Genomic DNA, 12224 nt, shown 5'->3' on the forward strand with positions numbered 1-12224 from the left:
ACCGCCTGCGGCATGCTGACCCGGCGGTCACAACTTGGCATCCGCCGTGAATTGGTCTAAGCGGCGCCTTCCGGTCGCAGCCTACCCGGATATCAAAACAAGGGTTAAAAACATGAAGACGATTGTCATCTGCTCAGGCGGACTCGATTCAGTGTCGCTTGCGCATATGGTGGCGGCAGAGCATCAGCTGACGCGACTTGTGTCGTTCGACTATGGGCAGCGCCACCGCAAGGAACTGGATTTCGCGGCCCGCTGTGCCGGGCGGCTGGGCGTGCCCCATGACATCATCGATTTGCGCGGGATCGGTGCTGCCCTGACGGGATCGGCGCTGACCGATGACGTGGATGTGCCCGACGGACACTACGCCGAGGAAAGCATGCGGATCACGGTCGTGCCGAACCGCAATGCGATCATGCTGGCCGTGGCATTCGGCGTGGCGGCTGCCAATAGTGACGATGCGGTGGCGACTGCGGTGCACGGCGGCGATCATTTCATCTATCCCGACTGCCGGCCTGCCTTTACCCAGGCGTTCGAAGCCATGCAAAAGGCGGCGCTGGACGGCTATGCGGATGTGTCGCTGTACACACCCTTCGTGAACCGGACCAAGGCGGATATCGTCACCGCAGGCGCGCGCCACAGCACACCGTTTGCAGACACATGGTCCTGCTACAAGGGTGGCGCGGTTCACTGCGGGCGTTGCGGCACCTGCGTCGAACGGCGCGAGGCCTTTGATCTGGCGGGAATCACCGACCCCACCACCTATGCCGACCCCGATTTCTGGGCCCATGCCATCGCCACAAAGGAAGGTGTCTGATGTACCGGATCACCAAGGAATTTCATTTTTCCGCCTCTCACCAGTTGGCCCATCTGCCCGCAGATCATCAATGCGCGCGCCTGCATGGTCACAACTACATCGTGGTGGTGGAATTGGCCGCGCCGACGTTAGACAGCGATGGTTTCGTACGCGACTACGGAGAGCTGAAGGCGCTCAAGACCTATATCGATGACACCTTTGACCATCGCCACCTGAACGATGTGCTGGACGTCCATTCCACGGGCGAAAACATGGCGCGGCATTTCTACGATTGGTGCCGGGCGCGTTGGCCCGAAACCACTGCGGTCAAGGTCAGTGAAACGCCCAAGACCTGGGCGGAATACCGGCCGTGACCCGGCTGCGCATCGTCGAAATATTCGGACCCACGGTTCAAGGCGAAGGCGCGCTGATCGGGGAACCGACCGTGTTCGTGCGCAGCGGCGGCTGTGACTATCGCTGCAGCTGGTGCGACAGCATGCATGCGGTTGACCCGGCGTTTCGCGCGTCCTGGGCTGCAATGGAAACCGCCGAGGTCTGGGCCGAGGTGCAGCGCCTGTCGGGGAACCAGCCACTGACCGTATCGCTGTCGGGCGGCAACCCGGCCATTCAGGATTTCGCGCCGCTGATCGCGTTGGGTCAGGCGCAGGGATACCGTTTCGCCTGCGAAACCCAAGGGTCCATCGCCAAACCCTGGTTAGCCGATCTGGACACATTGGTGCTGAGTCCGAAACCACCGTCGAGTGGGGAAACCGTCGATTGGGATGCCTTTGACATCTGCTGTCAGGCCGCCCGTGGCGCGGGCGCGGTCGTGATGAAGATCGTGATTTTCGACGACGCGGATTACGCCTGGGCGCGGGCAGCGGCGGACAGATATCCGCATCTGCCGCTGTATCTGCAACCGGGCAATCCAGAGGTCGATCCCGACCGCGCGGTCGATCCCCAACGCCTGTCCGACAGGTTGCTGTGGCTGGTCGACAAAACGATGAACGACAACTGGTTTGCCCCGCGCATTCTGCCGCAACTGCACGTGCTGCTGTGGGGCAACAAACGCGGGGTGTGACCCCGTAGAGGAGACGACAATGGAAACGATTTACAGCGATCTGAAACAATTGGGCGACCAGACCAAACTGCCAAACACACCAGAAGAGGCCGTGCTGGAACGTGTGGCCAACCCGCAGGCCGATATCGCCTATTGCGTGCGGTTTACCGCGCCAGAGTTCACATCACTGTGCCCGATGACGGGCCAGCCCGACTTTGCCCATCTGGTGATCGACTACGTCCCGGGGGATTATCTGGTCGAATCCAAATCGCTGAAACTGTTTTTGGGGTCATTTCGCAACCACGGTGCGTTCCACGAGGATTGCACGATCTCGATTGCGCGGCGTCTGGTCGATTTTCTGAACCCGCAATGGCTGCGCATAGGTGGCTATTGGTATCCGCGCGGTGGCATTCCCATCGACGTGTTCTGGCAGACCGGCGCCGTCCTGCAAAACGTGTGGATCCCGGATCAGGGCGTTCCGCCCTATCGCGGTCGGGGCTGATCTGCGACGTCGGCCGTCAGGCGACCTGTGACAGATACGGACCGCCATCGTCCGTGTCAGCATCCCCGATCTGCCGATCGAATTCCACGAAAAAGGTCGAGCCGACACCAAGTTCGCTGGTGTAGTCGATGAGGCCACCGTGCTGTTCGACAATCAGTTTCGAGATGTTCAATCCCAGGCCCGTGCCGCCCACCTTGCGGATATCAGAGGAATCGACCTGCGTAAAACGGCCGAACACGTTCTCACGGGCACCATCGGGGATGCCCTGACCATGGTCATGCACGGACACGCGCGTCCGCTGACCAAAGGTTTCGACCTGCACCGTGACCGTGCCGCCCTTTTCCGAGAACTTGATGGCGTTCGACAGCATGTTGTTCATCACCTGGATCAGTCGTTTGCGGTCACCGGCGATCAGCGCATCCTGGGCGCACAGATCGGTTTCCACCACGATCCCAAAGTTGCTTGCGTATCCTGCGATGCTCTCGGCGGCCTCGATCGCCAGCGTGTTCACCGAGATCGGGTGTAGATCGAATACCATCTCGCCTGCCTCGATCTTTTGCATGTCGAGCAGATCCTCGACGAGGTCGGCCAGGCGTCGCGCATTGCGCGCCGCAATCGTTATTGCAGGTTTGAGGTTGTCTGGCACAGCACCGAGCCGGTTGCCGTTTATCAATTCCAAAGAGCCGATGATCGACGTCAGCGGCGTGCGCAGCTCGTGGCTGACAGTGGCCAGAAACCGGGTTTTGACTTCAAGTGCCGCCTTGGCCCGGGCGTGCTCTTGTTCGATGCGTCGGAGTTGCTGATAGCGCTCGCGATAGCCTTGATTGAACTTGATCGAGATGTCGCAGAGGAAATAGAGCACAAAGATGACCGTAAAGAATTCCAGCCAGATCGGCGAGGAAAACGCGGGTAGCTCTCGCATCACGTCAAGCAGCGCAATCGTCAGAAACGCGATGCCGTAGATGCCTAGCCGGAGCAGGAGAATGCCGATCATCTGGCTGTTGTGCATCGCCGCAAAGACAGAGGCCGAAAACAGCAGGAACAGCGGCGTGAAGTGACCGCCCGATGTTTGCTGGATCGCCATGTTCACGCTGAAAATGCTGATTGCAGTGGCGCTGATCAGGGTGTTGATCGTGATGCGCCACAGAATCGCCCGCCCGACGGCGCGGTTCCGACCGTCCCAATTCGCAGCAACCGAACCCAGACGCAGATCGAGGATCTCTGAAAAGACGACGAAAGCGTAGCACAGCACGACTGACGAGGGATCGAAATAGAATGCCGCAAGAATGGCAGCGGCAAGAAAGCTGGCCTGCCGTTTCCAGATCAGCTGATTGGAAAGCGCGATGTAGTCCTTGATCTTTTGTTCACGACCATGAACGCTGAACCATCTGCGCGGCGACGCAGAGAGAGCCTGTAAGAAGGTCATTGTAACCTCTGATGCAATTCCGAGGTCCGGTTTAACCAGAAGTTGTGTTCTAAATTGGACGCATGAGAGGTTCGATCGAAAGAAGTGCAAAACTCTGTTAAGAGTTTAGTAGCATTTTATTGAATATGGTTCGGTTCCCGTTGGGTAATCCGCCGGCAGCGTCGGTCAGGCCGCGGCGGTACGCCTGTCCTGCGATGGTACATACACACCGGCGAGGTCGGGAAACGCGATGTCGGACTGGGGCATATCGGCAATGGGGCCGAAAACCGGGGTCCGCGACAACACGGCGGCGCGTTGTTCGCGCACGTTTGTCGTCAGCAAGTGAATGGGTTTGGCCAACCCGGGATAACTGCGCGGATCAAGCATCGGCGCATAACCAAGATAGCGGCGATAGAATGCCATATGTTCGGAGCGCACGGGCGCGAGCGCCAGATCAACGTCGTAGAAAAGTGCCGCCATGAACGGAATGCGCAGCACCAGAAAATGCAATGACACCCGCTGCTTGCGTGCGGATGGATCAATGACGAAACGCGTGGGATCAAGGACGGTCTTGCCCTGGCCGAAACCGGACGTGATTTCGGGGAACACTTCTGCGGTGGGGGAAACCGCCGACAGTTCCGACATCAGATGCAACCGCACCGCCGCGAGCAATTTGCCGTTGGTCTCGACCGCGATGTGAAGGCAATTGGCCGTGTCATCGTAGGCGTCGTGCATGATGCCTTGCGCGTTTGCGGCGATCGACCCTTCGGCACGATAGCAATCGTATCGCAGACGGTAGATATCTTCGAGGTCACGATCGTCTGTCATCACGCGGTACCCCGACTGACGCAACGCATTCAAAACCCGCTCATTCATGTTGAGGTCTCTTTGGTGGGTCACAGATCGATCGCGCGGCAGACCAGCAGGTCACTGTATCCGCGATAGACGACCTCTTGGCGCAGGATCTCGAATCCGGCATCACGGACCGCAGTGGCAAGTTCGTCTCCGCTGTGTGTCCAGTAGGTGCCATCCTCTTGCGATGACCGGATATTCGCGTTCTGTTTCGCGATTTCACGCCCCTGCCAGAAAATCCGGCATGCGCCAAGCAGACCATGTTCCCGCCGCAAATGACCAAAAAGGTAGCGCCGCCAATCAGAGACGTTCATCTCGCGTCCCAGATCCACGAGATACAGCAACCCGCCCGGTCGCAGCATGCGGCGCATGTCTGCCAGACGATCCTCCTGGTCCGGCATGGCATACAGGGAATGGATCGAAACGATCAGATCAGCATCGCCCGGCGCACCGGCAGATTCCAGTCCCGCATTTTCAAATATGATGTTGTCGTGGTCCGAAAGCTTTCGCTGCGCGACGCCCAACATTCCGGAATCAGGTTCGATAAAGCGAATCTGACTGTTTGGGCAGCAACGCGCGATGATCTGCGAATAGTTTCCGGTCCCGCCGCCAATATCGTAAATCACCGGAGGACCGTTCAATTGCGACAAAAAGCCCTCAAAACCAGTGAGAAGGGACTGATACTCTGGGTTGTGCGCTGACAACAGATCATAGGCGGCCGCGTAGGCTTGCCAATCGGTCTGCGCTGCGCGCCTGCCCTCTCCCTTTGAAAAAATATTATTATTTTCAACGGAATGTGCGGACATGGCTGCGACACCTCTGGCAACAGGATCTGGAAATGTCCCGAACTGCGCCGGGCATAACATCACTATAGGTTGCAAATTAAATCCAGCACAACCCGGACCGAGAACAGTTTCGATGTTATGCAGATATTAACCTCGGTTTGAGAACAATTTGCCGGATCGCACAGCTCAAAAAGGTTAATCCAGATTAAGAATATTTAGCGGACAAACATGCCAGCTCATGATTTGCGCGGAAATCAGGCAAAATTGAATCAGAGACGCGAGACCCATTGCCGCGTTGTTTTTTTCAACAAGTTGAAACGTTTGCAGCCCGATCGGCATGTCCAGACAGGGAATGGTCCTTGGATGTTTTTCACCCCGCCCACGTTGGCGATCTGGCCCCCGGCACTGCGGCATGAATTTCACGATGCCGCCAAATCAGGGCCTCAATTTTAGGCGATCAGAACATGCATGGTTACATCGAACCGAAAGGAGGCACCATGGACTACGACGCTGCACAGCCCTGTGACATGGACCTCGAACTTGTCGCGCACTTTCTTGGTCTTGTGACCTGCGCCAATGACAACGCGCCACCGCAACAGCCCGAGGCGCGTGCCGCGCAGGGCCCACATCGCAGTGTCGGCAACGGGGCCGCACTGCTCCGCCCGCAGCCCCACAACACAGGCCCGGACGTCTGATCCGTTTGCTAATGCAATTTACGCGCGGCGTTGATCTGTCTTGAGATCTGCCAGATATCCCGCCCTGCCCGCTCTGCATATTGGATCAGGACGAGCAGCACCTCACCGGGAACCAGCAGCGACAGCAGCAACATTGCATCCTCGCGGTCTGCGGTCACAGCGGCGGTCAGAATATGGGCGACGACCGCCTCGTCCGCGCCCACGCAACGGCAGTCGGCACCGTGACGCATGACCGGACGGCGTGCATGATCGACCAGCGCCGTCACAAAGGTCGCCCAGTTTTCAGTCGCGGCTTGCCCAAGATCCGGCCCGAGGGCGGAGTCAAAAAAATCGCCGACGCGGTCGCGACCGGCCTGACCGTCGAACCAGTCACGAAATAACGAAACCGTCACGAACTGCATCGGGCTCAGCGCGCGGATATCCCCGACCACGACGCTGCCCGTCACGGATTGGCGATTGTCGATCCCCGTATCCATCATCATGACGCTGCACCTCCGGTTTGCGTGGCCCAGGCCATGGCGGAAAACGATTCCCTGAACGCGAAACGCGCGAGGTGGCTGTCGACGATGCCGCGCATCCGGTCCAGTTTTTCCGGGTCATCCGTGGTGACAACAACCCGCAACACATCGTCGGTTGCCGACAGTGCAATATTGCCGGGCGGCAGCGCGATTTCAGCGGAAGCCGGGTCGAAACGCACCTCTGCCTTGTGCGCGAAATGTTTGCTGAGCTGCTGAAGATAGCGGCTGGCCTGTGTCGTGTCGAAGTGACCTTCGTCGCGGAAAGCGGGTTGCATCTGGTTTTATCCTGAGTATTTCTGTCTGGTATAACCTGACAAGTTTAATCAGGTTTGTCTAGCCACTTTGGACCAACTGGAGTCTCACATGAAAGTCACCCTTCCCATGCTCGCCCTGGCGGGGTTCGCAACCACGGCGGCAGCCCAGCAGGTCGAGGTTCCCACCTTTGCCGGGCCGGTCGATGTGGCAACCAGCCCGCAACGCGTCGTGGCATTCGACCTTGCGGCAATCGACAGTCTGGACGCGCTGGGGGTCACCGTGGACGGTGTGCCCGATTTCACCCCGCCGGCCTATCTTGCGGATGCGATGGACGGGATCACGACCGTCGGCACCCTGTTCGAGCCTGATTTCGAAGCCTTGGCCGTCATGGCACCGGACCTGATCATCGCGGGTGGACGGTCGCAAACTCAGGTCGACGCATTGTCCCGCGTGGCCCCGACACTGGACATGACCATCAGCGAGACGGTGATCGACGATGCCATCGCGCGCGTCATTGCCTACGGTCAGATTTTCGACAAGGCCGAGGCCGCCGCAACCCTGACCGCCGATCTGGACGCTGCCGTGACACAGGCGCAATCGGTCGCAGCCGGCAAAGGCCGTGCGCTGATCCTGCTGACCAACGGCGGCAAGATTTCGGCCTATGGCGAAGGGTCCCGGTTTGGATGGATTCACAGCGCATTGAACATCCCGCAGGCCTATCCCGACCTGACATCCGGGTCGCACGGCGAGGCCGTGTCGTTTGAATTCGTGGCCGAAGTCGATCCCGACTGGATCTTTGTCGTCGATCGCGGTGCTGCAATCGGTCAGGAAGGCGAGGCCGCAGCCGTCACGCTGGACAACCCGCTGGTTGCTGAAACCAAGGCAGCACAGCAAGGTCAGATCGTCTATCTGGACAGCGCGCCCCTGTATCTGGCGGGCGGCGGCATCCAGTCGCTGATGGGCACCATCGCTGACATCACGGCCGCCCTTCAGGGCGACACGGACAGCTGAGGTGACCCGCAACGCACTCCTTGGTGCACTGACGCTCGTGCTGTTGATCGGTACGAGCGTTTTCGTCGGGGCAACGGACCTGCTGTCGGGCGATCTGGACGCAGGGTTCCTGATGGCCGTCAGCCGCCTGCCCCGGACCGCTGCCGCGATCTTGACAGGCGCGGGTCTGGCGATGGCGGGTGTCGTCGTGCAACTGTGCGTCCAGAATCGCATGGTCGAACCGGGTCTGGTCGGCACACCTGAATCCGCCATGCTGGGATTGCTGGCCATCACCCTGATCGCCCCGGGTGCCGCGCTGATGACCAAGATGTCGGTGGCCGCCGTCACGGCATTGGTCGGCACGCTGGGGTTTCTGGCGCTGGCCCGGCAGGTGCCCCGGCAGGATCCCGTACTGTTGCCATTGGTCGGCCTGATCTACGGCGGCATTCTGGGGTCCGTCGTTCTGGGCATCGCCTGGGTCACGGATCTGGTGCAATTCATAGGCGTCTGGCAGGCAGGCGAATTTTCCGGCGTCCTGCAAGGCCGCTATGAATTGCTCTGGATCGTGGCACTGGTGGCGGCCGCGCTCTATTTTGCCGCCGACCGTCTGACGCTGCTGGGACTGGGCGAGGATGCTGCCCGCAGTCTGGGGCTGGATTACCGGCAGACATTGATCGGCGGGCTGGTCCTTGTGGCGGTCACAGTCGCCGTCATCGTCGTCACCGTCGGCAGCATCCCGTTTGTGGGCCTTGTCGTGCCCAACATCGTGTCCCGCCTGCGCGGGGACAATCTGCGCGACAATCTACCTGTCGTGGCATGGACCGGCGCGGTGCTTGTGCTGGCCTGCGACATCTTGGGCCGTGTGCTGCGCTGGCCTTATGAAATTCCTGCGGGCACGATCTTTGCCGTGTTCGGTGCGGGCCTGTTTTTGTGGTTGCTGCACAGCAGACCGGGGCGGTCCCATGGCTGAGCGTCGCCTGTTCGCCCTGTTGGGTCTGCTCGCACTGCTGTCGGCGCTGTTCCTGGGCTGGGAATTGCGCGAACCGGCGGGGTTCATCCTGTCGCTGCGCGCGGTCAAGTTGGCGTCACTGCTCGTCGTCGGTGCCGCAATCGGTGCCGCGACGGTCATGTTCCAGACCGTTGCCGCCAATCGGTTGCTGACCCCCGGTATCGTGGGTTTTGACGCGCTGTTCGTCTTTCTCCAGACGGGGTTGGTCCTGCTGCTGGGGGGTGCGGGGTTCGCCACACTGCCGGACCTGGCAAAGTTCGGTGCGGAACTGCTGTGCATGTTGCTGGCCGGTGTCGCCCTGTTCGGCGTGATGTTGCGCCGAGGGGCCGAGGATGTCCTGCGGCTGGTGCTGACAGGCGTCATTCTTGGCGTTTTCTTGCGGGGGCTGTCCGGTTTTGCCGGCCGTCTGCTGGACCCATCGGAATACAGTATCGTGCAACTGGCCAGTTTCGCCACCTTTGGCGCTGTAGACAGCACCCAGCTGGCGATTGCTGCCGCGGTGTTGGTGGTGGCCTTGACCGGTGCACGTCTGCTGGCACCGGCGCTAGATGCCGCGGCACTGGGGCGCACGACCGCGCGCGCGATCGGGCTGCCGTTCGACCGCATCGCACTGTTGGCACTGGTGATCGTCTCGGCCTGTGTTGCCGCATCGACCGCACTGGTCGGGCCGATCACGTTTCTGGGCCTGTTGGCCGCGAGCCTTGCCCATACTGTCCTGCGAACCTGGCGGCATGCGCTGCTGATCCCCGGTGCCGCGATCATCAGCGCAAGCATCCTCGTGGCCGGGCAGTTCGTGTTCGAACGCCTGCTGGGCCAGCAATCGACATTGGCCGTGATCGTGGAATGCGTTGGCGGCCTGCTGTTCCTGTTTCTTGTCCTACGAAAGTCTCGTCCATGATCCGGATCGAAAACATGTCCGTCGCCCGTCAGGGCATCAAGACCCTGTCAGACATCAACCTAGGCTTTGGCGAAGGTGGCGTCACCGCACTGATTGGTCCGAATGGCGCGGGGAAATCCACCCTGTTGCATGCGATGTCGGGGCTGCTGCCACTGGCCAGCGGCCGCGTCACGATCGCGGGTCAGGATATCGCCCGGGCGACGGCACAAGTGCGTGCCCGCACCGTCGCCCTGCTGACCCAGTCGGAACATGTGACCGCCCGGCTGACCGTCGCCGATCTGGTGACGTTCGGACGTTGGCCGCACCATCGCGGCAGGCCAGGTCCGGCCGACCATGCCGCCGTCGCACAGGCGCTGGACCTGTTTGCGCTGACCGACCTCGCGCAGCGGCAGATTGACCGGCTGTCAGGTGGCCAGCGACAACGCGCCTTTGTCGCTATGGCCTATGCGCAGGGCACGCCCTGGATGCTGCTGGATGAACCGCTGGCGGCGTTGGACCCGCGCCATGCGCGCGACCTGATGGAACGGCTGCACGCGTTGTCGCGACCAGGACCACGGCAGCGCAGCGTCGTCATCGTGCTGCACGATCTGAATACCGCGGCCCGCTATGCCGACCGGATCGTCGCGCTGAAGGATGGACGGATCGCACGGACCGGACCCAAGGTGATCGCCCTGACCTCGGCCATGCTGTCAGACCTGTTCGACACGCGCATGGCGGTGGACGCGGTGAACGGCCATCCCGTGGTGGTCCCGGTATGAGGGCACGACAGCCCCCTCACCCGCTGAAATGCGCCATCACGTTCCGCCGGTGCGGGGCCGTCCGGTGTTCGAACACATAAATCCCCTGCCAGGTGCCCAAGGCCATGCGCCCGGCGGTCACCGGGATCGACAGGCTAACAGGCAGAAGCGCCGCCTTGATATGGGCGGGCATATCGTCGGGGCCTTCGTAAGTGTGGGTCAGATAGGACATGGCCGGGTCCGTCGTCGGCGGCACAAGTCGCGCAAAATAGGCGTTCAGGTCGGTCTGCACCTCGGGGTCGGCGTTTTCCTGCACCAGCAGGCTGGCCGAGGTGTGCTGGATGAACAGCGTCAGCAGGCCGTCGCGGCCAGTTTGGCGAACTCAGTCCGCGACCTGATCCGTGATCTCTGTCAGGCCGGGGCCGCGTGTCGGAACGGTGAAACGGGTCTGCATCGGGAACCTTTCGGGTGGGGGGCGACGTTGAGTCCGCAACACGGATAAGGAGAGACAGAATGGCCGACAAGACATTGTTCATCACGGGCGCATCCAGCGGTATCGGTGCAGCAACTGCACGCAAGGCGGTGGCAAGCGGCTGGAACGTGGGCCTGTTTGCCCGTTCCGAGGACAAGCTGGCGGATCTGGTGAACGAACTGGGTGATGCTGCGCTGGCCTTGCCGGGTGATGCGACCGATTATGACGCGCTGACCGCTGCACTGGACACGCTGGCCGACAAATTCGGCGGTGTGCACGCAGCCTTTGCCAATGCGGGGCGTGGCACGTCGCAGGGCGGCACCGAAGGCGGCGATGTGGATGATTGGCAGGGCATGATCGACCTGAACGTCATGGGCCTGCTGAAAACCACCAAGGCTGCGCTGCCGCACCTGAAGAAGACCAAGGGACATATGGTTCTGACCGGGTCCGCCGCAGGGCGCCGCCATTTGTCGGGATCGGTTTACGGCGCGACCAAATGGTTCGTACATGGTTACGGCGGCAACTTGGCCGAAGAGATGAAGGAATGGGGCGGTCGTTGCACCGTCGTGGCACCCGGCATGGTGAACACCGCATTTTTCGACGAACCGAAACCCGACAAGCTGCAACCCGAGGACGTGGCCGATGCGGTCATGCTGGCACTGAATGCGTCCGAGGTGAACGATGTGCGCGAAGTGTTCCTGATGCCGCGCGGCTGATTTCGACTGTCGCAGCTACAGAGTTTCAGACGCGGCCGCAGGACCTAGCCTGCGGTCGCGTCGTATTCGGCCCGGGCCTGCGCCAGCGTATCGGCGTGCGTCTCGGCCCAGTCCAGCAGGCCCAGCACAGGGACGAGCAAAGACTGACCTAGATCCGTCAATTCATAGGATACGCTGGGTGGTTTCGTCGGATAGACGCGCCGCAAGATCAGGCCGTCCCGTTCAAGATCGCGCAACGATTGGGTCAGCATCCGTTTCGATATATCGGGCAAGGCGCGGCCAAGCGCATTGAACCGTGCCGGGCCGTCATGCAGCGTCAGCAGGATCAGTGTCGTCCATTTGGCCGCCACATGATCGAGGACATGGCGCACAGGACAATTGTTCAGATCTATCTCCTCTGACTGCCAGCGTTCCATGCGCGAAATCTGTTTTTGTCCGTCCACGGGTGGTTCCCTCTGTGTGCCTTGGGCAGGAAATCCTGCCTCCTTTTCACGGTGCGATGCAGTCTCTAACTGAGACCTGTATTCGATTTTCATT

At 60.7% G+C, this 12224-nt stretch carries 16 protein-coding genes and 1 pseudogene; 10 read left to right on the forward strand and 7 right to left on the reverse strand.

The window, feature by feature from the left end:
- Positions 1-112: 112 nt before the first annotated feature.
- From queC to queF, 4 genes are read left to right on the forward strand one after another with little or no spacing between them, the layout of a single operon-like run.
- A complete protein-coding gene (queC, locus tag LGQ03_RS05135; RefSeq protein WP_226747529.1) occupies positions 113-814 on the forward strand; it encodes a 7-cyano-7-deazaguanine synthase QueC in 702 nt (233 codons plus the stop codon).
- Positions 814-1167, forward strand: a complete 354-nt coding sequence (queD, locus tag LGQ03_RS05140; protein ID WP_226747530.1) for a 6-carboxytetrahydropterin synthase QueD — start codon at positions 814-816, stop codon at positions 1165-1167. Before queC ends, queD begins: the two co-directional genes overlap by 1 nt.
- Entirely contained in the window at positions 1164-1874 is a 711-nt protein-coding gene (gene queE / locus LGQ03_RS05145; protein WP_226747531.1) for a 7-carboxy-7-deazaguanine synthase QueE, read from the forward strand. The genes queD and queE overlap by 4 nt, the downstream gene beginning before the upstream one ends.
- Before the next feature lie 19 nt (positions 1875-1893).
- Positions 1894-2355 carry a preQ(1) synthase gene (gene queF / locus LGQ03_RS05150; RefSeq protein ID WP_226747532.1) on the forward strand — a complete coding sequence of 154 codons (462 nt, stop codon included), beginning with the start codon at positions 1894-1896 and terminating at the stop codon, positions 2353-2355.
- 16 nt (positions 2356-2371) lie between these two features.
- On the opposite strand, the gene LGQ03_RS05155 is transcribed toward queF, so the two are convergent.
- The 3 genes from LGQ03_RS05155 to LGQ03_RS05165 all read right to left on the reverse strand — a co-directional run bounded on the left by LGQ03_RS05155 (position 2372) and on the right by LGQ03_RS05165 (position 5238).
- Positions 2372-3781: a sensor histidine kinase gene (locus tag LGQ03_RS05155; protein WP_226747533.1), complete on the reverse strand. Its 1410-nt coding sequence runs from the start codon at positions 3779-3781 to the stop codon at positions 2372-2374.
- A 165-nt stretch (positions 3782-3946) separates the two neighbouring features.
- Positions 3947-4588, reverse strand: coding sequence for an N-acyl amino acid synthase FeeM domain-containing protein (locus LGQ03_RS05160; RefSeq protein ID WP_226747534.1), 642 nt, complete (start codon positions 4586-4588; stop codon positions 3947-3949).
- 68 nt (positions 4589-4656) lie between these two features.
- Positions 4657-5238 (reverse strand): class I SAM-dependent methyltransferase, encoded by a 582-nt coding sequence (locus LGQ03_RS05165; RefSeq protein ID WP_319004453.1) that lies wholly within the window; start codon positions 5236-5238, stop codon positions 4657-4659.
- A 656-nt stretch (positions 5239-5894) separates the two neighbouring features.
- On the opposite strand from LGQ03_RS05165, the gene LGQ03_RS05170 reads away from it, so the two are divergent.
- A complete protein-coding gene (locus LGQ03_RS05170) occupies positions 5895-6092 on the forward strand; it encodes a hypothetical protein (RefSeq protein ID WP_226747536.1) in 198 nt (65 codons plus the stop codon).
- 8 nt (positions 6093-6100) lie between these two features.
- Here LGQ03_RS05170 and LGQ03_RS05175 read toward each other — a convergent pair whose 3' ends face one another.
- Both LGQ03_RS05175 and LGQ03_RS05180 read right to left on the reverse strand, forming a co-directional pair.
- The gene (locus tag LGQ03_RS05175) at positions 6101-6574 is read right to left on the reverse strand and encodes a hypothetical protein (protein WP_226747537.1); all 474 of its coding nucleotides are present in this window, start codon (positions 6572-6574) and stop codon (positions 6101-6103) included.
- The gene (locus LGQ03_RS05180) at positions 6571-6885 is read right to left on the reverse strand and encodes a DUF2218 domain-containing protein (protein ID WP_226747538.1); all 315 of its coding nucleotides are present in this window, start codon (positions 6883-6885) and stop codon (positions 6571-6573) included. Before LGQ03_RS05180 ends, LGQ03_RS05175 begins: the two co-directional genes overlap by 4 nt.
- An 88-nt stretch (positions 6886-6973) precedes the next feature.
- On the opposite strand from LGQ03_RS05180, the gene LGQ03_RS05185 reads away from it, so the two are divergent.
- From LGQ03_RS05185 to LGQ03_RS05200, 4 genes are read left to right on the forward strand one after another with little or no spacing between them, the layout of a single operon-like run.
- Positions 6974-7876: a siderophore ABC transporter substrate-binding protein gene (locus LGQ03_RS05185; RefSeq protein WP_226747539.1), complete on the forward strand. Its 903-nt coding sequence runs from the start codon at positions 6974-6976 to the stop codon at positions 7874-7876.
- Position 7877: 1 nt separating this feature from the next.
- Positions 7878-8825: an ABC transporter permease gene (locus LGQ03_RS05190; protein ID WP_226747540.1), complete on the forward strand. Its 948-nt coding sequence runs from the start codon at positions 7878-7880 to the stop codon at positions 8823-8825.
- On the forward strand, positions 8818-9762 hold the full coding sequence (locus tag LGQ03_RS05195) for an iron chelate uptake ABC transporter family permease subunit (RefSeq protein ID WP_226747541.1): 945 nt from the start codon (positions 8818-8820) through the stop codon (positions 9760-9762). Before LGQ03_RS05190 ends, LGQ03_RS05195 begins: the two co-directional genes overlap by 8 nt.
- Positions 9759-10520: an ATP-binding cassette domain-containing protein gene (locus LGQ03_RS05200; RefSeq protein ID WP_226747542.1), complete on the forward strand. Its 762-nt coding sequence runs from the start codon at positions 9759-9761 to the stop codon at positions 10518-10520. The genes LGQ03_RS05195 and LGQ03_RS05200 overlap by 4 nt, the downstream gene beginning before the upstream one ends.
- Before the next feature lie 16 nt (positions 10521-10536).
- Here LGQ03_RS05200 and LGQ03_RS05205 read toward each other — a convergent pair.
- Positions 10537-10953 (reverse strand): annotated as a pseudogene (locus LGQ03_RS05205) (secondary thiamine-phosphate synthase enzyme YjbQ).
- A gap of 59 nt (positions 10954-11012) precedes the next feature.
- Here LGQ03_RS05205 and LGQ03_RS05210 point away from each other — a divergent pair.
- A complete protein-coding gene (locus LGQ03_RS05210; RefSeq protein WP_226747543.1) occupies positions 11013-11687 on the forward strand; it encodes an SDR family oxidoreductase in 675 nt (224 codons plus the stop codon).
- A gap of 44 nt (positions 11688-11731) precedes the next feature.
- Here LGQ03_RS05210 and LGQ03_RS05215 read toward each other — a convergent pair whose 3' ends face one another.
- The gene (locus LGQ03_RS05215) at positions 11732-12130 is read right to left on the reverse strand and encodes a winged helix-turn-helix transcriptional regulator (RefSeq protein WP_319004454.1); all 399 of its coding nucleotides are present in this window, start codon (positions 12128-12130) and stop codon (positions 11732-11734) included.
- Positions 12131-12224 lie beyond the last annotated feature (94 nt).

It is taken from the genome of Loktanella gaetbuli, from assembly GCF_020531945.1.
Lineage (GTDB): Bacteria > Pseudomonadota > Alphaproteobacteria > Rhodobacterales > Rhodobacteraceae > Loktanella > Loktanella gaetbuli.